General features: G+C 67.0%; 16 protein-coding genes. 9 read left to right on the forward strand and 7 right to left on the reverse strand.

Annotated features, from left to right (window positions below; genetic code table 11):
* Positions 1-236: 236 nt before the first annotated feature.
* The 4 genes from AAYO93_RS00895 (at position 237) to AAYO93_RS00910 (ending at position 4,759) form a co-directional block, all read left to right on the forward strand.
* On the forward strand, positions 237-2,252 hold the full coding sequence (locus tag AAYO93_RS00895) for an MDR family MFS transporter (protein ID WP_345763146.1): 2,016 nt from the start codon (positions 237-239) through the stop codon (positions 2,250-2,252).
* A 61-nt stretch (positions 2,253-2,313) separates the two neighbouring features.
* Positions 2,314-2,922: a TetR family transcriptional regulator gene (locus AAYO93_RS00900; RefSeq protein ID WP_345763147.1), complete on the forward strand. Its 609-nt coding sequence runs from the start codon at positions 2,314-2,316 to the stop codon at positions 2,920-2,922.
* A gap of 48 nt (positions 2,923-2,970) precedes the next feature.
* On the forward strand, positions 2,971-3,585 hold the full coding sequence (locus AAYO93_RS00905) for a hypothetical protein (RefSeq protein WP_345763148.1): 615 nt from the start codon (positions 2,971-2,973) through the stop codon (positions 3,583-3,585).
* A 58-nt stretch (positions 3,586-3,643) separates the two neighbouring features.
* Positions 3,644-4,759, forward strand: a complete 1,116-nt coding sequence (locus tag AAYO93_RS00910) for a 5-methyltetrahydropteroyltriglutamate--homocysteine S-methyltransferase (RefSeq protein WP_345763149.1) — start codon at positions 3,644-3,646, stop codon at positions 4,757-4,759.
* Positions 4,760-4,777: 18 nt separating this feature from the next.
* Here the strand turns inward: AAYO93_RS00910 and AAYO93_RS00915 are convergent, their stop codons facing one another.
* Positions 4,778-5,668, reverse strand: coding sequence for a hypothetical protein (locus AAYO93_RS00915; RefSeq protein ID WP_345763150.1), 891 nt, complete (start codon positions 5,666-5,668; stop codon positions 4,778-4,780).
* 187 nt (positions 5,669-5,855) lie between these two features.
* Between AAYO93_RS00915 and AAYO93_RS00920 the strand changes: the two genes are divergently transcribed.
* Positions 5,856-8,498, forward strand: a complete 2,643-nt coding sequence (locus AAYO93_RS00920) for an Ig-like domain-containing protein (RefSeq protein WP_345763151.1) — start codon at positions 5,856-5,858, stop codon at positions 8,496-8,498.
* 14 nt (positions 8,499-8,512) lie between these two features.
* Here the strand turns inward: AAYO93_RS00920 and AAYO93_RS00925 are convergent, their stop codons facing one another.
* Positions 8,513-9,145 carry a class I SAM-dependent methyltransferase gene (locus tag AAYO93_RS00925; RefSeq protein WP_345763152.1) on the reverse strand — a complete coding sequence of 211 codons (633 nt, stop codon included), beginning with the start codon at positions 9,143-9,145 and terminating at the stop codon, positions 8,513-8,515.
* Positions 9,146-9,229: 84 nt separating this feature from the next.
* Between AAYO93_RS00925 and AAYO93_RS00930 the strand changes: the two genes are divergently transcribed.
* Complete coding sequence (locus AAYO93_RS00930; protein WP_345763153.1) at positions 9,230-10,096, forward strand: ion transporter; 867 nt, start codon at positions 9,230-9,232, stop codon at positions 10,094-10,096.
* A gap of 42 nt (positions 10,097-10,138) precedes the next feature.
* On the opposite strand, the gene AAYO93_RS00935 is transcribed toward AAYO93_RS00930, so the two are convergent.
* The 4 genes from AAYO93_RS00935 to helR all read right to left on the reverse strand — a co-directional run bounded on the left by AAYO93_RS00935 (position 10,139) and on the right by helR (position 18,715).
* Positions 10,139-11,101 carry a patatin-like phospholipase family protein gene (locus AAYO93_RS00935; RefSeq protein ID WP_345763154.1) on the reverse strand — a complete coding sequence of 321 codons (963 nt, stop codon included), beginning with the start codon at positions 11,099-11,101 and terminating at the stop codon, positions 10,139-10,141.
* Between the two features lie 193 nt (positions 11,102-11,294).
* Positions 11,295-12,899: a phospholipase C gene (locus AAYO93_RS00940; protein WP_345763155.1), complete on the reverse strand. Its 1,605-nt coding sequence runs from the start codon at positions 12,897-12,899 to the stop codon at positions 11,295-11,297.
* A gap of 148 nt (positions 12,900-13,047) precedes the next feature.
* The gene (locus tag AAYO93_RS00945; RefSeq protein WP_345763156.1) at positions 13,048-16,485 is read right to left on the reverse strand and encodes an esterase-like activity of phytase family protein; all 3,438 of its coding nucleotides are present in this window, start codon (positions 16,483-16,485) and stop codon (positions 13,048-13,050) included.
* A gap of 76 nt (positions 16,486-16,561) precedes the next feature.
* A complete protein-coding gene (gene helR, locus AAYO93_RS00950) occupies positions 16,562-18,715 on the reverse strand; it encodes an RNA polymerase recycling motor ATPase HelR (RefSeq protein WP_345763157.1) in 2,154 nt (717 codons plus the stop codon).
* 314 nt (positions 18,716-19,029) lie between these two features.
* Between helR and AAYO93_RS00955 the strand changes: the two genes are divergently transcribed.
* Both AAYO93_RS00955 and AAYO93_RS00960 read left to right on the forward strand, forming a co-directional pair.
* The gene (locus AAYO93_RS00955) at positions 19,030-19,854 is read left to right on the forward strand and encodes a Fic family protein (RefSeq protein ID WP_345763158.1); all 825 of its coding nucleotides are present in this window, start codon (positions 19,030-19,032) and stop codon (positions 19,852-19,854) included.
* Positions 19,855-20,155: 301 nt separating this feature from the next.
* Positions 20,156-20,884: a hypothetical protein gene (locus tag AAYO93_RS00960; RefSeq protein ID WP_345763159.1), complete on the forward strand. Its 729-nt coding sequence runs from the start codon at positions 20,156-20,158 to the stop codon at positions 20,882-20,884.
* Here the strand turns inward: AAYO93_RS00960 and AAYO93_RS00965 are convergent.
* Positions 20,881-22,404, reverse strand: coding sequence for an MDR family MFS transporter (locus AAYO93_RS00965; RefSeq protein ID WP_345763160.1), 1,524 nt, complete (start codon positions 22,402-22,404; stop codon positions 20,881-20,883). The genes AAYO93_RS00960 and AAYO93_RS00965 overlap by 4 nt on opposite strands.
* 65 nt (positions 22,405-22,469) lie before the next feature.
* On the opposite strand from AAYO93_RS00965, the gene AAYO93_RS00970 reads away from it, so the two are divergent.
* Positions 22,470-23,075 carry a TetR/AcrR family transcriptional regulator gene (locus tag AAYO93_RS00970; RefSeq protein ID WP_345763161.1) on the forward strand — a complete coding sequence of 202 codons (606 nt, stop codon included), beginning with the start codon at positions 22,470-22,472 and terminating at the stop codon, positions 23,073-23,075.
* Positions 23,076-23,209: the final 134 nt, after the last annotated feature.

Raw genomic sequence — 23,209 nt, forward strand, 5'->3', positions numbered from 1 at the left:
TGCGATCCCGTAGAACGTTCAGGCTCCTTGCAGCCTACGCAGGTATGCATTCGTGTATTGTTGCGTAGTCTGCAAAAAGAGAAACGTCAGTGTCGGCGTTCGTTCCGCCCACTCACACGGCGAGACGACGAATGCGCGATGCGCTGCTTACCCATCGAAGGATTGTCTTGTCTACTATCACCGCGCCCACACGGGTGCAGCCCGGGGCCCCCTCGCCCCAGGTATCGAAGCCGATCATGTCTCACCGGCAGATCCTTCTCGTCATCTACGGCCTCATGGCCGGTATGTTCCTGTCCTCGCTCGACCAGACGATCGTCGGTACGGCGATCCGCACGATCGGCGATGACCTCCACGGGCTCAACGACCAGGCCTGGGTCACCACGGCCTACCTGATCACCTCCACCATCGCCGTTCCGATCTACGGCAAGCTGTCGGACATCTTCGGCCGCCGCCCGCTGTACATCTTCGGAATCGTCGTGTTCATCCTGGGCTCGCTCCTGTCGTCGATGTCCACGTCGATGATCATGCTCGCCGCGTTCCGCGCCTTCCAGGGAATCGGTGCCGGTGCCCTGATGTCGCTGCCGCTCGCGATCATGGGAGACATCCTCGCGCCTCGTGAGCGCGCCAAGTACCAGGGCTACTTCCTGGCCGTCTTCGGCATCTCCTCGGTCATCGGCCCGCTCATCGGCGGACTGTTCGCGGGCGCGAACCAGATCCTCTTCATCGAGGGATGGCGCTGGGTCTTCCTGGTCAACGTTCCGATCGGCATCGTCGCGCTCGTCATGGTGCTGCTGTTCCTGCACCTTCCGAAGTTCCAGAAGTCCTCGAAGCCGCGCATCGACTGGTGGGGTGCGACCGCCGTCATCGTGACGCTCGTTCCGGTGCTGCTCGTCGCAGAACAGGGACGCGAGTGGGGCTGGGATTCAGTCGCCTCGATCGCCTGCTACGTGATCGCCGCCGTCGGACTACTCACCTTCATCCTCGTCGAGATGTACATGAAGGACGACGCGATCATCCCGCTTCGCCTGTTCCGCGTGCGCGTGTTCTCGATGGCGACCATTCTCGGTGTGCTCGTCGGCTTCGGGATGTTCGGCGCCATGCTGACACTTCCGCTGTATCTGCAGATCGTCTTCGGGCTGAGCCCGACCGCATCCGGTTTCGCCACGCTGCCGATGATGGCAGGTCTGATGATCGCATCCATCGCGTCGGGCCAGATCATCGCCCGCACAGGCAAGTACCGCATCTTCCCGATCACCGGAACCCTGTTCACCGCCGCCGGATTCTTCGTGCTGACGTTCCTGACGATCGACAAGCCGCTCTGGTTCCTGATGATCGCGATGTTCCTCATCGGGCTCGGGCTCGGCCAGATGATGCAGACGCTCACCCTGGCGAGCCAGAACGCCGTCGCCCCGAACCAGATGGGCGTCGCCACAGGCGCGTCGACCTTCTTCCGCCAGATCGGTGGAACGCTCGGTGTGGCCGTGCTGCTCTCCGTTCTGTTCGCCGCCCTGCCGGCCAACATCGTCACGGCGACAGCCAACGAGAAGACCCTGAGCTCCGCATTGGATGCTGCACTGACGCCGGAGGTTGCGACCGCACCGGAAAACAAGGCGATCATGAAGCAGCTGTGGACGCCCATCGTCAGCCCGATCAAGAGCAGCATCCAGGATGAGCTCGCCGCAGGCGTGACGAAGGCGAAGGCCGCTGCCGACGCCGCCGTGACGCAGCAGGTCACTGCGGCCGTCAACGAGCAGGTCGCTGCGGGTGTCATCCCGGCGGAGGCTGCGGCGCAGATCATCGCCCAGCAGGTTGCGGCGGCTACGCCCCAGGGTGAGGCGGCGGCACTCGCCGCTGTCGCCAAGGCGGCGCACGCGACTGTGGTCAACGGCACGGTCGAGGTGAACTGGGCGAACGCGAGCCAGCGCGGCTTCTACGTCGACAAGCTCACGCCGACGCTCGCCACGGAGCTGAAGAAGGGCGACTCGAAGGCGAACAGTTCGAGCAACAGCGCGACGAGCGACACCTCGTTCCTCGACGGCGCCGACAAGCGCCTCAGCAAGCCGTTCATGGTCGGCTTCAACGACTCCGTCGTCCTGGTCTACACGATCGGCCTCGGCGTGATCCTGCTCGCATTCGTGCTCAGCCTCTTCTTCAAGGTGCCGCCGCTGCGCAAGACGTCCGCGCTGCAGGAGCAGGCAGACGTGGCCGGTTCGACCACCACCGGAAGCATCCGGGCGGTGCCCGTCGCCTGATCGGATTGCGGGCGGCGTCCCGGTGACGCCGCCCGCCTTCGACGGCGACGCGAATCAGATCGTGACCACAATCGAAACCAGCTCCGAGGCCGTCGGCCTGCGTGAGCGAAAGAAACAACAGACCCGGAACGCCATTCACGAAGCGGCTTTCCACCTCATCGACGAACAGGGTCTGGATGCCACGACGGTCGAGCACATCTGCCGGCAGGCGGATGTGTCGGGCCGCACCTTTTTCAACTACTTTCCCTCCAAGGCCGCAGCGGCTCTCCAATTTCAGGGAGCATCCATCGACCCGGCCGCGGAGGCCGCGTTCCTGGCCGCCCGCGGAAGCCTGGTCATGGCGTTGTGCGATGTCATCGGAAGCAATTCCGAACGCGGCCCGAGCCTCGCCCGCATGAAGCACCTGGTGGGTCGTCGTCCCGAACTGCTGACGACCGCGACGCAGCTGATGGTCGAGGTGCGTGAGACGTACATCGCACTCGCGGCCCGGCGCTCGAGCGACCGGGAGCAGGCGGAACTCGCGGTCTCACTGGTGCTTGCCGCCCTCAGCAGAACGATGCACGACGGCAGGCTGTCGGATGAGCCGATCGGCGAACAGCTGAAATCGACGGTGCGGATGCTTCTCGCTGTCGGCGATGACGACTTGCAGCCGCCCCACCCCGCGCAGTGAACTGAGATAGTTGAAGGACATCGCTACCGAATCGTCCGAGGCTGAGGGATGGCACCGTTTCAGAATCGAGTCACGCCTGCTGGTGACATAGTCGCCATCCCGCTGCGCGGGGCGTGGACGGGGAACCGCGGACGACTGCACGTCGGTCACGAGATCAGGAGGTTTCACGCCGGCAATCTCTGGATCACCTGCGCCCTCGAATTCCGGGGGCGGTACCACCAGCTCTGGCAGCCGAATCACTACACGTTCCTGTTCTTCCACGACGAGGCGGTGTCGTTCGCGGCGGGCCACCGCCCGTGCGCCGAGTGCCGTCGGCCCGCATACAACCAGTACCGATCAGCGTGGGTGGAGGCACTCGGAGGCAGTCGTCCCTCGGCCCAGGAGATCAACCGTCGACTTCATGAGGAGCGGATCTTCCGCGGAACCCACCGTCGCCGGGTTCATACCGCATCCTGGACCGCTCTCCCCGACGGGACCTTCGCGGTCCTGGATGAGAGGAGCGCAGTCGTCGTGAATGACCACCTCACCCTGTGGGGACCGGATGGTTACGGGGCGAAGGTTCGTCGGCCGAAGCTCGGAACTGCGACCGTGCTGACACCTCCCTCATCGTTGGCGGCCCTTCGCGCCGGCTACCCGGTGCAGATCGACGACGCGGCCAGGTGAACGGAACGAGAGCCAGGCTCGGCCACGCTGAGCCGAGCACTGCGGATACGCTGGAAGAGTGACTCACAATCCTCCGTTCCGTGCAGACGTCGTCGGGAGTTTTCTCCGCCCAGCAGCGTTGAAGGAGGCTCGGGCCGCCCATGCCGAGGGCCGAATCGGCGATGAGGCCCTTCGTGAGGTCGAAGACGGCGCGATCGCAGAGCTCGTCGCCAAGGAGGCCGACGCAGGGCTTCGGCTCGCGACCGACGGGGAGTTCCGGCGATCCTGGTGGCACTTCGACTTCTTCAGTGGGCTGGGCGGCGTCGACATCGTCGAGCTCGATCACGGCATCCAGTTCCAGGGTGTTCAGACCAAGCCGCGGGGCGTCGAGATCTCGGGTCCGATCCGGTTCGACGACGCGCATCCCTTCCTCGGTCATTTCGGCGCGCTCAAGGAGCAGCTCGCGCGCACGACCGGAGCGACACCGAAGTTCACCATCCCGTCGCCCACCGTTGTCGACTTCCGGCTGGAACCGGGTCACATCAACTCTGCCGTTTATGGAGGCCGTGACGACATCGTCGACGACCTCGTGGCCGCCTATCGGGATGCGCTCCACGCCTTCTACGACGCGGGCGCCCGCTATGTGCAGTTCGACGACACGGCCTGGGCGTACCTCTGTTCCGAGGTCGAACTGCAGAAGGCGCGCGAACGCGGAATCGACACGGACCGCATCGCCGAACGGTACGCAGCTCTTCTGAACCGGGTTCTGGCGGATAAGCCAGACGACCTTGTCGTCACGACCCACGTCTGTCGCGGCAACTTCCGCTCGACCTGGATCTCCTCGGGCGGTTACGAGCCGGTTGCGGAACAACTCCTGGGCGTCGTGGACTACGACGGCTACTTCCTGGAGTACGACAGTGATCGCGCGGGCGGCTTCGAGCCGCTCCGGTTCCTGCCCGAGGGCGACAAGACCGTCGTGCTGGGACTGATCACGACGAAGAGCGGCGAGCTCGAGAACATCGAGGCGACGAAGAAACGCATCGACGAGGCGTCGGCCTTCGCGCCGCTCGAGCAGCTCGCTCTGAGCCCGCAGTGCGGCTTCGCCTCTACCGAAGAAGGAAACCTGCTCACCGAAGCGGAGCAGTGGGCGAAGGTGCGCGAGGTCGTGGCGATCGCGGACGCGGTCTGGCGCTGACAGGCGACGCCTGGCCGATCATCCCGCTGCCGCCGCCTGGTCCGCGGCCAGCTGCGCGAGTTCCTCGAATTCCGTTTCGGAACTCGGCGCGCGGGTCAGCGTCGCATGCCCCTGGGTCGGCGAACCCAGCGGCAACTGGCGGAAGTAGAAGAAGTTGTCGCCGGGTGCGTTGGATGCCGGTGAGACGGTCATGATCTCGCCCGATGTGCCCGGCACGTAGATCGGGCCTACGGCCGCTGTGAGATCTGCCGTCCACGACTGGCCGCTTCCGCTGTGAAAGGTCCCGTCGAGCCGCACGCGATAGTCCTGTTTGACGGCCCTGAACGTGACGTAGAAACTGATCGTCTCACCGGGAGCCAGCGTGAACGTCGGCTGGCCGGCCTTGGTGTCGGGCTGGCCACCGCTGAGCAACTGGACGGCCTTGGACGGCTTATCGAGATCGACGGCGAGGGAGAGCTCCTCACCGCCGCCCGCGGTCGGGCAGTTCTGACCGGTCGCGTTCGCCAGCGCGGGATGCGTCGCGAGCGCAGTGGCGTGGAGGTCGTTCAGATACAGCTGGCCGGCCGAGCCCCCCGAGAACCTGTTGGTCACGCTGACTTCGTAGATCGGGTCGACCTGGTGGCCGAGCGCGAGGAGCTGCCTGACGTTCGCCTTCGTGCAGAAGTCGTGCAGCTGGATGAACTCGGTGCCGGGCGGCAGCAGGTAGTCGGCGCCGGCTTCCTGCGACCACGGCTGTGCCGTGATGACGGCGTCGTGCTCGGATGCGTTGCGCGGCGCGTTGGCGGAGGCGACGGCGAAGTAGATGCCGACCGCGCTGGCGGCAATAGTGAACATCGTGGCCACGCCGCCCAGGAACGGCATGACACGCGACGGTGCTTTCTTCTTCGCAGGCTTCTTCTTCTCGGCCATCCTCGTCCCTCCCTTGCCGGGAAGACGCTGATACCCCGAGCGTAGTCCTTGCGACCACTACCTTCCCATTTGGGGGGTATACCGGGCAGACTGTTCAGAACGCGAAGGAGCTGAGACGACGAACGCACGCGCATTTCGACACCTGGCCGCCGTCGCGGCCGGTATCTGCGCGCTCGCCGCAGTCCTCGTGATCAGCCCCACCGCCTCTCCGGCGAACGCGGCTTTCGCCGACCAGTGCGCGTCGCCGGATCGGACCCTGACCCCGACGACGTCCACGATCGCGGTGGCCTCCGGCGAGACGGTCCTCCTCACCGGAGGCTCTTTCACCGGCGGGATCGACTCGCTGCCCGCGGGCGGCACTCTCTGCGTGGCGGCCGGCGCAACCCTCGCGCCCCCGTACATGAACAACGCCGCCGGGTCCCTTCTGGTTGCCGGCGGGGCGACCCTCACGATGCCGTTCGTCTCTGTCGGCACCGGCTTCGCCCTCAGCGTCGAAGGCACCGCGGTCTTCGCCGGGCTCAACATCAACGGTTCTTCGTCGATCGACGTTGCTGCAGGCGGCGACCTCACGATCTCGAACAGCTTCTCGCCGGCCACCGGCTCGATCACCAACGCGGGCACGATGCACATCGCCTCGTCGATGAACCTCAATTCGTCCGTGAACCTCACGAATTCGGGAACACTGACGATCGACCAGAGCTCGACCGTCAACGGGAGCTTCGTCAACACGGGAGTGGCGCAGGTCACCGGTAGTCTCACCGTCAACGGGTCCGGGCTTCTGCAGAACGACTGCGCGATCGCCATGACCGGCGATCTGAGCAACAACGGCCCGTCCTCGACGAACCAGGGTCTGGTGCTCGTCACAGGGCGATTCAGCAACAACGGGACCTGGCGCCAGTCGGCGGTCGGCACCCTCGACTCCGCAACCCTCACCGACGACGGCCACGTGACCGGGTTCGGGCAGTACCACTTCAGCGGGTCGACCAGTGTTCAGGGTTCGTTCGTCGGCGACACGGCGAGCTCCCCGATCGTCGTCGACAGCACGGCGCCTCCCGGCCAGATCTTCGACGTACAGACCGGCACGGTGACCAACGTCGTCCGCGGCACCGTGGGTCGCTTCAACCTTCGCTCGTATCCCGCCCCCGATTGTGCGACGCCGCGGCCGGCGGCCGACATCATCGTCGGAAAGACCGGCCCGGCGACGGTCACCCAGAACTCGACCCTGACCTACACCATCTCCGTCGCCAACGCTGGCCCGGGGGCTGCGGATGCGGTCGTCGTCACGGATGCCCTCCCGGCCGGCCTCACCGGGGTGACGGCCTCGGCGGGTGGCACAGTCGGCGCGACCTCCGTCACCTGGAACCTCGGCACGGTCGCCGCTGCGACGACGGTGACGCTCACCGTGACGGGCACCGTCACGTCTGCCCCGGGAACCGTCCTGACCGACGTTGCGAGCGCGACCTCGACGACGCCCGACCCCGACCCCACCAACAACAACGGCACGTCGGACTCCAGCCGCGCGACCACGCTCGTGGTCCCCGTGATCGTTCCTAACACACGGCCGGTTGCTGACGACCTCGTGGTGCAGGGTGTCACCGGCTCGACGATCCTGGGACGGGTCACCGCCACAGACGCTCAGGCCGGCCAGACCCTGCACTTCTCGGTCGTGTCTGGGCCCTCGAACGGCAGGCTCGTGATGCTCCCCGGCGGCGAGTTCGACTACCGGAGCAACGCGTCGTTCACCGGAGTAGACACGGCGACGTTCCAGGCCTGCGACAACGGCGTCCCGTCTCTCTGCGACCAGGGCACGATCACCTTCAACATCTTTCCGATCGCCTCCGACGACATCGCCCAGACCTTCGAGAACCAGGCGGTCGTGATTCCGCTGGTCCCCGACAACGCGTCGCCCGGCGCAGTGCTCGTCAGCCCGCTCGTCACGCCCCCCGCGAATGGGACCGCGACGCTCTCCATCGCCGCCGGAACCGCGACCTACACGCCGAAGAACGGATTCCTCGGGACCGACTCGTTCGTCTTCCGGATCTGCTCGCCGACGGCGGCCACTCTCTGCGACACCGGCACCATCACGATCACGGTCATCAAACTGAACCGTCCGCCGGTCATCGATGACCTGACGATGCACACGACGGCACGGGTGCCCGTGCAGGGCCAGTTGTCGATCACCGATCCCGACGGCGACGCGGTCACTGCAATCCGTGGTATCCCGGCGAGGTCGGGCACTGCGACCGTCGGTCCGACAGGACTGACGCTGTACAACCCGTTGGGCGGATTCGCGGGTCGTGACCACTACACCGCCATCGCGTGCGATGCAGGTAGCCCCGAGCTCTGCTCCACAGGGATGGTGACGGTCGAGGTCGTGCCCGTCGCTCTGGCTGATTCGGCCACGACCACAGCTGGAGTCGCGGTGACGGTCACTGTCCTCGCGAACGACATCGGTACGGTGGTCGCCCCCACTGTCGTCAGCGGCCCGACAAACGGAACTGTGGCCGCCGCCGGCCGGGCGTTCAGGTACACGCCGGATGCGGGATTCGTCGGCACCGACACCTTCACCTACAGCATCTGCGCGGCCAACGCGGCGGACCTCTGCGCGGTGGCGACAGCATCCATCACCGTCACTGCGGCCGTGGTGCCCACCCCCACTCCCACTCCGCTTCCACCGGTGACCGAGGGCTCGGCCGGGTCGCTGCCCGACACGGGTTCTGACGTGAGCGGATGGGGTTGGCTCGGCCTCCTTGCGGTCGCGGCCGGGGCATCGATGCTGATCGCGCAGGCGACCGTGCGTCGAGTTCGCCGCCGCCGGCCGATGCCCTGAGAGGTGGCGGCGGTCTAGAGCCCGCGGTCCCGGACCGCGATGAGGACCGCATCCACCGCATCCCCCGCATCCGCAGCCTCGCGGTCCGCGGTATGGCGGATCTCGCCATCGTCGCTTCCGCGCCGCAATCGCTCGCACCGCATCACGGTGAGCACCGGCTCGACGGCCGCCCGCAGCGACTCCGGCGTGTAGAGCAGGCCGGGGTCCGAGGGTCCGTGGCCGCCCGCAGCGATGTTCTCCACATCGTGACCGACGACCACCACCCGGCCGCCCGGCGCGACCCATCCGGCGATGCGCCGCAGAACCGAGTCGCTGTCCACGAGGTGCAGGTAGCCGACGACGACGAGGTCGTACTGCTGCGGCGGCACCCACGTGCGGATATCGGCCTCGACCCAGTCGACACCATCGCCCCCTGAGCGGGCCCGCGCGAGCTCCAGACCTGCGTGAGAGAAGTCGACGCCGGTCGTCGACCAGCCGCGCTGCCGCAACCACACGGCAGTACGGCCGTCGCCCGTCGCCACGTCGAGCGCGGTACCCGGAGTGAGGCTGCCGACGCTCTCGCGGATGAAATGCGGCGGTTCGGTCGCCCAGATCCCGCCGTGCTCCCAGGCGGCCCGGTACCGTTCATCCCAGCCCGACGCATCCATTGCGCGTCCCCTTCGTGTCGTGTCACGTCGAGTATCGCAGCCCCACCAGTGGGATGGCGGGCTGACGCGTGCCACAATCCAGCCATGGCAAAGAAGCAGCGCAGTGAACTGAAGAGCACCGGTTACGAGATCTTCATCGGCATCCTGTCGATCCTCTCGATCGTCAATATCTTCTTGCTGTACCTCCTCAGGGACCCGGCCCTCGACCAGGTCATCGAGGTGATGAACGCCATCTTCAGTGCGGTGTTCCTCATCGACTTCACCTACCGAATAGTGACTGCACCATCGCGGAGCGCCTACTTCTTCAGGCACTTCGGATGGGCAGACCTGCTCGCCAGCCTGCCGTTCCCGCAGTTCAAGATCCTCCGCATCTTCCGTCTGGTCAGGGTCTACCGTCTTCTTCGCAAGGTGGGCATCCGCACCGTCGGGCGCACCCTCATCCGGGACCGCGCGGGCAGCGCCCTCTACGTGCTGCTGCTGATGGGCGTCTTCGTGCTGCAGTTCGGCAGCCTCTGGATCCTGCGCGTCGAGGAGCACGCGCCGGGTGCGAACATCACCACCGCTTCGGATGCGCTCTGGTACACGATCGTCACCATCTCGACGGTCGGGTACGGCGACCAGTACCCGGTCACACAGCTCGGACGCATCATCGGCACGGTGATCATCATCGTGGGCGTCGGCATCTTCGGTACCTTCACCGGTTATCTGGCGACGGTCTTCCTGGGGTCGCCCAAGACGGAGAGTGGAGAGGCCGGTGAGGCCCCGGCGGCCGAGGTTCCGACCGCTGAGGTGCCTGCCGCAGCGGCGACCGATACCGCGGCGGCGGACATCGCGGCGACCGACACAACAGCGCGAGACGCGACGATAGAACGGATGCGCATCCTTCTCGCGCAGTCGGAGGCGAACCTGGCCGAGTTGCGGCAGCTGGTCGACAGCGGGCTCGGCCGGTAGCCCGCCGTCGACCGGCATCAGGAGTTCACGCGACCGGCCGCGTCAGCGCCAGAATTCGGTGAGCTGACCGGCACGGGCTCTGCCTTGCTCGAATCCGGCCCGGGCGGCGGCCGGACGCAGCGACAGGTCCATCGCGTTGGCGCCGAACATGTGCTCGGACTCGGCCTCGGGGCTGATCGTCTCGACCCGGCTGCCCGCTGCACGCAGTTCGTCGACCTGCGCAGCGAGGTGCGTGCCCCACTCCTGCGGGTGCAGTGATCTGCCGCCGAAGGGCGACAGTACGAGCACCCGCTCGTACCCTGCCGCGAGATCGGCGTTCTCGTTGCGTCGGTAGCCGCCGTCGATGTACCGCGTGCCGTCGATCCCGTAGGGGAGACCGCTTGAACAGCTCGCGGCCACGGCATCGGCCAGATCGACTCCGCTGTGCTGGTCGAACACGACCGGTTCACCGGATTCGGCATCGACCGCCGTCAGGAGCACCGTGCGTTGCGGCCAGGCCCGACCGGGCAGCCGCGAGGCGACGGCCGCGCCCCACTGCGCCTGCCAGGTGCCATCCGACGCCGCATCCAGCTCCAGTGCCGCCGCGCCCAGCTTGCGGCGCAGGTCCTCCGGACCCTCAGCGGATGCGATGATTCTGTTGAGCCTCTCGAGGTGGTCCGTCACCGGTCTGGCAGGAGCGCGTCCCCGGTCGGACCCGCTCGGGCCGGGCCGTTGCGGCGGGACGGCCGCAAGGGTGGCGGCGAAGAGATCGGTCGCCGTCGCGCCGGCCAGCTGGGCAGCAGCCGTCGAGCCGGCCGACGTGCCGATCGTGAGGTCGGCTGTGGTCACATCGAGCCCGGCATCGAGCAGTCCGGCGAGGACGCCGATCAGCCAGGCATTACCTGTCGATCCGCCGCCACCGAGGACCAGCGCCCGCTCGCCCGCGACGGGCGGCGGCTCCGGATGGTCAGAGGCCGACGTGGAGGTGACGTGCCGGGTGGAAAAAGCGGTTGTGTTCGTGTTCATGGGAGTCGCCTTTCGCGAATTGCGTGGCGGGTGCTCCCAATGGCGACTAACCCAGTCGCGCGATCGTGGACTACAGGGGAGCACCCAATTCGGATACTGCGTTCATGGGTCTCACCTCCTGCCGACGGATCACGATCGCCAAGACCTTAGCACGCCGGCCTGCGCTGCGCGGCCGGATGGGCTCGGGCCGGTTCTATTTCGTCGGAACGACCGCCGCCACCGCTCCCGTCGTCGGCGAGAGCAGGACCTCACGGTGTTGCCTGGTCGCGAAGGAGAAGAGGGGGCCGAGAGAGCCGGCACGCGCGTCGAACGACGAGCCGCCGATGCGCCCGGTGCCCCAGTTCTTCTCGATGAAGCGGATCACCGAGGCCTGCTCGATCGGCGTGTGGTCGACGCGGTTCTGAGCCGCGTATGGCGAGATCAGGAGGAACGGGAGGCGCTGACTCGGGCCGCAGCGGTCGGCGTAACCCCCCAGCACCACCCCGACGCTCGAACACAGGCTCGTGTCGGCGGCAGTCGCCGATCCGTTCGTGACGTGGGGCGCGACGTGGTCGTACCATCCGTCGGAGTCGTCATAGGTGACGATGACGGCAGTGCTCGACCACGACTTCGACTTCTGTATCGCGTTGATCTCGTTGACCACGAATTTCTGCTCATCCAGGGGGTCGGAGTATCCGGCGTGGCCGTCCTGGGCCGACGGCGCTTTCAGGAACGAGACCGCCGGCACGTTGTTGTTCGCGAGCGCGGCGTCGAACGACGTCAGGTCGTACTGGTGGTTTGCCTGGTCGGTCTGCCCGATTGCCGCAGGCGACGACGGCGGAAGGTGGTGCGGGTTCGAGGTCGACTTGTAGTACTGGAACGGCTCGTGGTGCGCCGAGTAGTTCTTCGAGCCTGCTCCGCCGATGTTCAGGCTCGCGGTGTCGCACTTCGCGTAGTCGCCGCTCTTGCCGTCCCATGCGGTACTCGGCGTGAAGCCGCCCTGGAACCAGCCCCAGGTCACGTGGGAGAGGTTGAGCAGGTCGCCGATGTTTCTGCCGGACATTCCGACGACGGCGGTGGTCGCAGTGTGGTCGATGTTCGAGCAGTCGTCGTACACGGGGTCGGGGTCGCCGATGACCGTTCCGACGCCCTGCGCGTTCACTGACGCGATGGCGTTCGACGCTTGCGGTGCTCCCGTCTTCGGGTTGTATCCTGTCGCGCCGTGCGTCTGCCCGGAGATCAGGTTCAGGGCGCCGGGCGTCGAGGGTCCGAAGACGGTTTCCCAGTTGTTGTCGCTCATCGTGTAGTTCTGCGCGTAGTTCCACAGCCCCGTGACGGTATTGCCGTCGTAGTAGTCCATCGTGAGGCCGGGGGTCCCATACAGCCCGACGCAGGTGTCCGTGCTCGTCTTCTGCACGAACAGGTCCATCCTTCCGCCGTCGACAGCCTGCTGCTCGGCCGTGTACGCGTGGTCCTGATCGCAGGTGAGCGGATGCGAGTGGGGCAGCCTTTTCGGCGCATACAGGTTGGGATTCCTGGTCAGCAGCCCGGACGTGACCAGATTGTTGACCGCGGGCGTGCCCGCCGCCGCGTGGAAGGGCGTGCCATCGGTGTTCGTCGCGGTCGGGTATGTGCCGAAGTAGTGGTCGAACGTGATGTTCTCATCGAAGATCACGACCAGGTGTTTGATCGGCGTCACTGTGGGAGCCGATGCTGCGGTCGCGGGGATGGGCGACATCGCGAAAATCCCGGCGCCGACCAGTGCGGTCACGCCGACCAGGGCCAGACCGACGCCGCGCAGGCGGAACCGTCTAGACATATTGCACCTTCTCGCGTATCGCGAAACGGGGTCTTGTCCGCCTGGATGGCGGACATCGAAGCCGCCGCCAGAATACGCCCGCCGTGCGCCGTCCGATCCTGTGAAAGCTCACATGAACGGACGGCGCCGGCGGCGCTCCGGATTCCTTTCAGATTCGCGGCACCTCCACCAGGAGGTTGAGAACGCGAGTCCGCTGGGCCGCACCGAAGTTGTCGTCGCTGATCAGGCTCACCCCGAGCGTGTGCCCCGCGTGCGTCGTGATCGCCATGCCCTCGAAGTTGTCGAGGAGCGGGTTCGCCTGCGGTTCGAGCGGTGTCGCGCCGAGCGTCGGCCCCTTCACGAGGTCGGCGACGAGCTTCTTGCCGAGGGCGTCGCCCGCCGGCGCGGCCGACAGGTCGGCGACGCCGCTCACGTCGGCCGCGTGCGTCAGCCCGCTCACCGCGTAGAGGTCCACGGCGTTACCGGTGACCGGCGAGTACGAGGCCTCCTCTACGAGGAAGGCGTCATCGCTGTAGGCGGCGACTTCGGGGATGCGCATCCCCGTCTCCGCGCGATACTCGACCTGCTTCGAGAGCACCCACTGCCCATGGCGGTCCTGCGTGTAGACGAGGAAACGGTGCGCGGTCGCATCGCCCGAGGCCGACACGTCTCCGGAGAGCGCGCCCTCCATCGCCGCGATGACCGTGTGCCCCGACGGCGAGATCGTCAGGCCTTCGAGGGTCGCATTGCTGGTGGCCTGCCCATCCGGCGTCGTTCCCGTGACCGCGAAGCGCGCCGGTATCGGGAGAGACGCCTTCTGGATGCCGTCACGTCCGAAGATGCGGATGGACGGCTCGGTCTCCGAGCTGACGAGGTAGTCGCCGTCCGGCAGCACGGCCAGGCCCTCGTTGTCGGAAGTGGTGCCGTCGTACGGCGTGCCGTCCGCCCTCTTCAGCACCAGTGGGTCCCTGACGACCTTCGGGTCGGCGAGATCACGCACGAACCAGATGCGAGCGGGATCGGATGCGTGATTGTCGACGGCCGAGACCCAGGCGTTGGAGCGCTTGTCGAAGGCCAGCGACGAGAGGCCGCCGACTTCGACACCGTTGTGGACGAGCTTGTCCAGTGAGTCACTGTAGCCGAGCGCGATCGCGTCCGGCGGAACCAGCCGCGACTCCGGCTTGCCCTTCCCGAACGCGAGCCGCACCACCTGAGGATCGTGGTCGCTCACCTGGTTCGCGTACTCCGCATTGGCGTGCACGACCTGGTATTGCGGCGTCCCGACGCCCGCCGTCACGAGGATGTGGTCGAGCACCTCGCTTACGCCTTCGTAGTCGTACGTGTACTGCTGGTCGGCCGGCAGGGTCGAGATCAGGTCGGTCAGGATCGGCTTCTTGGACGTCGACCCGGTCAGCGTCGCGAGGGCAGGGCTGAACTGGTAGTCGTTCAGGTCACCCGCGACGACCACCTTCGCCTTCTTGTCCGCCTTCAGCAGGGACGCCACGAACGCGTTGACCTCGGCGGCCTGCTGCTGTCGCAGCACGGCCGACGACTGCGCCGGATACTGGAACCGCCCATCCTGGTTCTGGTCACCGAGCTTCGAGGCGAAGTGATTGCCGATCACGAACACGTTCTGGCCGTGGAAGGTGAACTCGCCGACGAGCGGTTTGCGGCTGCTCGTCCAGGCGTCGCTCGCCGGGTCGATCCGTCCGGGCGAGAGCGTCAGGTCGGGCTGGCCGTGAACCTTGGTCACCGTGGTCGCCGTAGTCGACCGGTCGACCGACGAGGATCCGCGGTCGTCGAAGGTGACGCGGGCGGGGTTGAACAGGAACACCACGCGGATGTTCCCACCGGGCTGCCCGCCGTCCTTGTCGTTCACCGGGTCGATCTCACGCCACTGGTAGAACGGTCCGCCCGCGGCACTGATCGCAGCGGTCAGTCGGCTGAGGGTCTGGTCGGCCGCCACGGTGCCGTTGTCGGCGGCGCCCGTGTTGTCCTGTACTTCTTCGACAGCGATGATGTCGGGCGAGGCCAGGTTCGTGACCACACCCTGCGCCAGCCGCGTGTACTTGTCCGCGGCATCCGTCGGCGCGAGGTTCTCGACGTTGTAGGTCGCGACCGACAGCTGGTCGGCCGACTGGGCTGTCGCCACGACCGGCTTGAGCCCGCCGTTGACCACGCTTCCGAGCTGGGTGGCGGCGATCAGGTAGCCGCCGAACTGCGAGTAGTCGATCGGGCCGACGGTCGCGCCGGAGAACACGTCACCGACGCTGACGCCGGGGTTCGAGCCGTTGGCGGCGACCACCTCGAGGCGCCCGGACGGCGTCGCGTTCTCCGCTGCGAGCAGGGTTCCGCCGCGGTAGCTGGCCAGCTGGGCGGGCTTGGTCGTCACATACTGCTCGGCGAAGCTGTCCGAGGGACCTACGACACGTGCGTCATCGACCTCGACGCGCATCCCCTCGACCGACTCGTAGAAGTCGAGCGCCGAACGCGCCGGCGTGATCGGCGTCGATTCGATGTTCGCGCCCCCCAGGTCGGGTGCGTACAGGTCGGGGACGGTCGTCGGGGTGAGCACGATCGGGGCGGGGAGCGCGTTGCTGTGCGAGAGGACGGAGATGGTCGGACTCGTGAGCTCGGTCACCGACAGGTTGGTCGTGGTCGCCGTGGTGTCGCCGGATGCGAGGGGATAGAAGTCCTTCACGGTCGCGCTGACGAGGACGGAGTCCCCGACGGCGACGGTGGGCGCCGCACCGGTGTAGACGAAGACGCCTTCGCTGGTCGCAGCACTGGAGTCGGGCGTCGGGTCCTGCAGCCAGAAGCCGCGGCTGCTGCCGCCGGGACGCACGCCGGTGACGATGCCCGGGACGTTCGTGACCGTCTGCCCGTTCAGCGGCGAGACCCAGCTCGCGCCCTGGAGGTCGTGGATGCGCAGGGGACCGGGCGTCGGCGGATTCGGGTCGACCGGTGTTCCTGTGTCATTGGCGGCACGGGGCGTCGGCGCTCCTGCGCTGAAGTCGACGGCGTTGCGGTCCGTGTCGGCGGCGTCCGTCCGCTGCACCGAGACGGTATTGGATGCGCCGGCGACCGGTGACGTCTCAGCGAGCGCCGCCGTGCCGTAGCCGACAAGGTCGACGGAGGCGGATGCGCACGCCGCGTCATCCGCGCAGGTGAGGGCTGTGGTCGACGCGACGAGTGCGACCGTTCCGGAGGTCGCGGAGAGAGCGATCGTGCCTGTCGCATCCGGTGCGGGCACGGCGGTCGTGCCGCCCGCGCCCTGCGACTCCTGTACGAGATACAGCCCACCCGGGGCCAGGGAACCGGAGACCGGGGTCGCCTGCCAGGCGCCTGTCGCGGATCCCGAATGGTATTGCACCGAATACCCCGAGAGGTCGATCGGAGCGCTGCCGCGGTTCGCCAGCTCGATGAAGTCGTTCGTGTAGGTCGCGCCGGAGTTGCCGCCGCCGCCGTAGACCTCGTTGACGACGAGGCCGGCGGATGGGCTGGCGTTGGCGGGCGCGGCGATCAGGAACGCCGCAATCACTGTCGTCGCTCCGGCGGCTGCGAGAGCGCCGCGAGCGGTATGGCGAACACCGAGACGTGGACGCATGATTCTCCTCTCAAATGGGGGTAGTACCCCCATACAACCCCTTAAATGTGAACCGCGGGTTGCGAGGAGGAGGACATCAGCCTGAGAGGACCGCCAGTTGCTGGGTGGCACGTGTCATCGCGACGTAGCGGTCGACGGCCCCTTCGATGCCGTCGCCGAACGTCTCGGGGTCGATCAGCACCACCAGGTCGAACTCGAGACCCTTCGACAACTCCGGCGTCAGGAGGCGGATGCGCGGGTCGGGCGGGATGCGCATCCCCGCGTCCGAGGTGCTGATCACGCAGCCGATCCCTTCCGGATGCGTGGCGAGCCAGTCGTCGACGATCGACTCGAGTTGCGCGACCCGTCCGTGGATCACCGGGATCCCGTTCGAGCGGATGGACGTGGGCACATTCGCGTCGGGGAGGACGGCCCGGATGACCGGCTCGGCCTCGGCCATGACTTCCTCGGGCGTGCGGTAGTTGATCGTGAGAGACGCGAGCGTGATCTCAGCGAGCCCGATCCGCTCCAGCCGTTGCCGCCACGACTCCGTGAACCCGTGGCGGGCCTGGGCGCGGTCGCCGACGACGGTGAAGCTCTGGGACGGGCAGCGGGAGCGCAGCATCTGCCACTCGGCGTCGGTCAGCTCCTGGGCCTCGTCGACGATGATGTGCGCGAACGGGCCGGCAAGCTGGTCCGGTTCGAGGCTCGGCAGGGCGGACTCGTCAACCAGGGTGTTCGCGAAGTCCTGGCCGCGCAGCATCCACATCACCATCAGCTCGCTGTCGTCCGACGCGATGAGATCGTCGACGACATCCGCCATCTGCGCCCGCTGGCGGGAGATCGCGGCCTCCCGCCGGCGATTGTTCCGCGCGGCCTCGGGGTCGCCGATCCTCTGTCGCGCCGCGTCCAGGAGCGGCAGGTCGGAGACGGTCCACGCTCGCGCATCCTCACGCTGGAGCGCCTGGACCTGGTCGGGAGCCAGCCACGGCGCGCACAGGCGCAGGTAGGCGGGCACCGACCACAGGTCGCCGACGACTCCAGCAGGGTCGAGCAGCGGCCACGCCTTGGCGAAGGTGCTCGCCAGTTGCTCGTTCTGCAGCAGAGCGCGCCGCAGGAGGTGCGGCGGCACCTCCTCATCGTCGAACTGGTCGATCAGGATGTCGAGAAGCGCCTCCCAGACCTGGTCGCGCGCCTCGTTGTGCGGTGTGCCCGCATCCGCCGAGTCGAACGCCTCCGCCCACTCGGCGGCGCTGAGCCAGAGGTCCGACCACGGGGTGTCGATCGACATCCCCTTCGCGGGCGGCCGCTCGTAGTGGCGGACTGCCGCCTCGACCGCCTTCACGAGTTCTGCGGACGACTTCAGGCCGGCCACTCGCGGATCGGCCTCCGGCACTGCCGCCGCGCCCTCGGAGACCAGGTCCCGCAGGGTGCAGGTCTGCACCCCCTCCTCGCCGAGACTCGGGAGCACGTCATCGACATACGCGAGGTAGCCGCGGTGGGGGCCGACCACGAGTACGTCGCCGCGATTGTTCGCGAGGTGCGGGTCGGAATAGAGGAGGTACGCCGCGCGGTGAAGCGCGACGACAGTCTTGCCGGTGCCTGGGCCACCGTCGACGACGAGCGCACCTCGTGAGCCCGCGCGGATGATCGCATCCTGATCCGCCTGGATGGTGCCGAGCACATCGCGCATCCGGGTCGACCGGCTGCTGCCGAGGCTGGCGATGAAGGCGGACTCCTCATCGAGCGCGGCGTTTCCTTCGAACCCGTCGGAGGTGAAGACCTCGTCCCAGAAATCGCTGATGCGGCCGCGGGTCCACCGGTAGCGGCGGCGGCTCACCAGTCCCATCGGGTTGGCGTAGGTCGCACCGAAGAACGGTTCGGCCGCGGGGGAGCGCCAATCGACCAGCAGCCGCTTTCCATCGCTTTCGGTCAGGCCGAGTCGCCCGACATAGACAGACTCCCGCTCCTCTCCGACCATGCGCCCGAGGCACAGGTCGAGGCCGAAGCGGCGCAGCAGCCGCAGCTGGCCGGTCAGGCGATGGATTTCGAGGTCGCGTGCGAGCGCTGCCTCGCCTTCGCCGCCGGGTGCCTTGCGCTCGATGTCGAGGCGGAGCGAGAGGTCGGCGATCGACTTCTCGAGGCTCTCGGCGATCGCCGCGAAGTGCTCCTCGTCGGCAGAGATCAGGGCCGCGTCGCGTTTGGCGGCGAGACGATCGGGCAGGTCGAATGCACTGGTGCTGACAGTCACAGTGCTCGATTCTCCGTCACGACGGGGGCCTTGCGGCAAGCCCCCCACTCCGCTATAGATTGAAAGTGGAAGGGAGTCGTACTCCCTTCCTTTTTTGTGCAGAATTGCCTTAGTTATTCTGAATTACGCCCGCTAAGTCGGAATAATGCTAAAAAGTCATTCCGACTTAAAAGTGTTAACTCGGAATATCGTGGCCACTGTTCCGGGTTCTCATCAGACCTCGGGAGCTCAGCGTGACGCCGATCTGGCCAGCCCATACCTTCGAAACCGTCGAATGGCGAAGCAGCAGTCGGCGGGGAACCCGCGAAGATCGAATGCTCACGGAGATCGAGGCGGCCATCCCGCCGATGATCGCCGAGCTCGACTACGTGGGTCCGTCCGATATCTCGTCCGAGATGGAGCGAGCCATCCAGGCAATTTGTGCACTGGAGTCGGGCGCGGGGCCTGGAAGCGGCGCGATCACATCCTTCCTCTTCAGGATCGAAGCGATCGCCTCATCCAAAATCGAGAGCGTCGAGGCATCTTCTGAGGACTTCGCCCGCGCGCTCGCGGGCAGCAAGGCGAATGAGAGTGCAGCGCTGATGGTCGCTGCTTCTCGCGCCGTCACCCGGATGATCGATCGAGCTTGTGCGACCGGTCGGATCACTCTCGAAGCGATTCTCACCGCGCACAAGGATCTCTTGGCCGATGAGCCGGACGATGGTCCGTATTCGGGCGACCTTCGCTCTGTCCAGAACTGGATCGGGGCCAGCGACCACTCCCCGCTTCGTGCGACCTTCGTGCCTCCGACGCCGCAACGGGTGCCCGAGCTGATGGATGACCTCATCCGGTTCATGAACCGCGACGACCTCCCGGCCATCGCGCAAGCGACGATCGCTCACGCACAGTTCGAATCGATCCATCCCTTCACTGACGGAAATGGCTGTGTCGGACGTGCGCTCATCGGCGCGATCATTCGGCGACGTGGGACGGTTTCGTTCGCGCCATGGCGATGGCAGCTCGAATCTCGAGCGAAGAGTCACTGGTATCGGTGGCGCACATCCGCGACCTTCCGATCGATTGGATCGAGCGACTCAGACCGCGAAGGGGAGGCGCCGCCTGGGCCCTTCTGGATCAGCTCATCGATCACCCCGTCCTGACTGCCGATGAGGCCGAGGGTATGGTCGGCGGCGCGACATCGAGCATATACGCCGCACTCGGCCGACTCGAAGAGGTCAGGATCATTCATCCGATCACCAACCGCACCCGCAACAAGGTGTGGGCCGTGTCGGCGATTGTCGACGAACTTGACGATCTCAATGCCCGGATCTCAGCGAGGGTTCGCGGGGGCCGCTGACGCGCCTTCGGGGAGACGTCAAGTCTCCTACGAGGTTGCGTTGCGCTCAGTCAACTCTCGGCGGCGATCGGCGACGATAGGAGGATTCGCGCCGAAAGGGTGACATGTCAGACTCCAAGAACGCTCGAACCCGAGAAGCCAAAGCGGCTGCCCGAGCGAAAGCCGCCGAACTGCTCGCGCAGCAGCGCAGACGTGAGCGCCGGAACCGGGTGCTCCTGTGGTCGGGTGTCGGTGTCGCTGTCATCCTCGTGGGCGGAGTCGTCGGCGGCGTGATCGTGGCGAACGCCAACGCGGCGGGCAAGGCGCCGGCGGCCGCAGGGTCGAGCAGTGCACCGACCTCCGCGTCGGGCGCAGAGTCGTCGCCGCCATGGGCGGCCCCGGCAGACCCCGGCGCGCGTGCCAAAGCGGCGGGTCTGACGATGCTGAGCAGCGAGGGCACCGTGGAGCACATCCACTCGCACCTGAGCGTCACGGTCGACGGCAAAACGGTCAAGGTCCCGGCACTGCTCGGAATCGACGAGGCGAACGCGCAGATCTCGCCGCTCCACACCCACGACGAGACCGGCATCGTCCACGTCGAGTCCCCGGTCAAGACGACGTTCACCCTCGGCCAGGTCTTCACGGAGTGGAATGTCGCGCTCGCCGCGGGCCGGATTGGTTCGTACTCGTCCGCATCCGGCGACACCGTGACGACCTTCGTCGACGGCAAGCCCATCACCGGCGACCCGGCAGCGATCACGCTCGCCGACCACGAGGACATCGACATCGTCGTGACCAAGTCGGGCGAGACAGCGACCGCGCCGGCCGCCTTCAGCTGGCCGGCGGGCTACTAGCCCCTTTCGGGCACGGCCGGCGGTGAATCGACCGACTCGACCCCGTCAGACGGAGCTGCCACCGGCTCGACCCTCTCAGCCGCGTTCGCATCCACCGCCGTGGGTCCGGCGACCCGTTGCGCCTCCGGCTCGACCACGCGTCGCGCGGGCAACAGGAACGACAGCCCGATCGCGAGCACGGTGAACCCGACCGCCCACCAGAATGCCGTGTCGAACGCATCCGAGATGCCGTCGAGCGTGTGCGCACCGACGGCGGCCGTCTGAAGAATGACGGCCAGCACGGCGACTCCGAACGATCCGCCGACCTGCTGCGCGATCCGGGTCAGGATGCTGGCGTGCGGCACGTCGGTGCGATCAAGTCCGACGAACGCCACGGTCATGAGGGGGATGGTGACCGCGCCGAGACCGAAGCCGCGGACGAGAAGTGCCGCCATGAGCAGCCACTCGTTCGTGACCGGCGTCGCGACAGCGAACGGGAGCGTCGCGAGGCCGACGATCGCGAATCCGGCCATCGTGACGATGCGGGCGCCGAGCTTGTCGGTGAGACGCCCCGCAAGGGTGCGGCTGAACAGTGAGCCGATTCCCTGGGGCACCAGCAGGAGGCCGGCGCCCAGAGCATCTGCGCCGCGCACCTCCTGGAAATAGAGGGGGAGCAGCAGCATCGCGCCGTACAGGGATGCGCCGGAGAGGAAGAGCAGCGCCGAGGCGGAGGCGACCGGGCGATGCCGGAAGAGTCGCACATCCACCAGCGCGGCGCCCGCCTTGTGCACCGCCCAGAGGGCGAAGGCGACCAGGAGCGCGACGCCCGCGATCACGGGGATCAGCACATCCGCCCGGGCGAAGCCGCCGTCCTCGCCCACGTTCGACAGACCGTAGAGGATGCCCACCATCGCCGGCGACAGCAGCACGAGACCGACGACGTCCAGTCGAATGGGCCTGCCGGGGCCGTCCTTCGGCATGAGACGCGACGCCAGGACGAGGCCGACGAGGCAGAACGGGACGTTCACCCAGAACAGCCAGCGCCAGTCCAAGGTGGTGAGGATCAGGCCGCCGACGACCGGGCCCAGGATGGGGCCGAGCACGGCCGGCAGGCTGACGACCGACATGATGCGGCCGAGGTTCTGGCCGTGCGCGGCCTGCATGACGAGGGTCGACATGAGCGGGAGCATCAGCCCGCCGCCGACGCCTTGCACCACGCGGAAAGTGATCAGGCTGGGGGCGTCCCAGGCGAGGCTGCAGAGGATCGAGGCGAGGAGGAAGATCGTGAGGGCGATCATCCAGAGTCGTTTGCCGCCGATGCGCTGTTGCGCCCATCCGACGAGCGGGATGGTCACGCCGAGCGCGAGCAGGTAGCCGGTGCTGACCCACTGGATGGTCGAGACCGAGGTGTGGAGGTCGGTCGCCAGGGTGTGGAGGGCGACGCTGACGATGGTCGTGTCGAAGACGACGGCCAGGGCGCCGACGACGACGGCGAGCGAGATCTTGAGGACCCCGGGATCGATGCGATCTTTCTCGCCCATCATTCTCCTTAAGGTACGAATGTGTATCTAAAAGGGAGCATAGGCCGATGCGATAGGATACGCAAATGGATCTTATCGAGGAGGCTCCGGCCCGGCGGCGGCGCGGCCAGGAACTCGAGGATGCGCTGCTCGACGCGGCCTGGGACGAACTGCTCGAATCCGGGTACGCCGCGCTCACGTTCGACGCGGTCGCCGCGCGTGCGGGAACCAGCCGGACCGTGGTCTATCGGCGGTGGCCCACCAAACCCGACCTGGTGCGCGCCTCGGTGGCCCGGGCGGGCACGAGGGACAGGGTGCCCGCTCCCGACACCGGCACGCTGCGCGGGGATGCGATCGCGCTCCTGAAACGGGCCAACGAGACCCGGCTCGGATTCGCGGCAGTGCTCAGCGTGCACCTCGGCCAGTACTTCCAGGAGACCGGAACCGGTCCGGCAGACCTCCGCGAGTTGATGATCGGCGGGCGCGCGACCACGCTGGACGACATCCTCGAACGTGCTGTCGCGCGAGGAGAGATCGACCGCGCCGTGCTCACGCCGCGCATCGCGGCCCTGCCGTTCGACCTGTTCCGGCAGGAGGTCCTGATGACGCTCAAGCCCGTGCCGCTTGCGACGATCACGGAGATCGTGGACACGATCTTCCTGCCCCTCGTCGGGCTGCGGCCGCTCGCCTGAGCTGTGCCACTCGAGCGCCAGCATGTGAATTCTCTCAGGAGGCTTACGCGACAAACGGCATGCGAGTACAGATTGGCGGCATCACCGCTGCGGCTGTACAGGGAGGGTCGTGCCAGTGCCACGTCGACGAAGAG

This window comes from Diaminobutyricibacter sp. McL0608 (assembly GCF_039613825.1).
In the GTDB taxonomy this organism is placed as follows: domain Bacteria; phylum Actinomycetota; class Actinomycetes; order Actinomycetales; family Microbacteriaceae; genus Diaminobutyricibacter.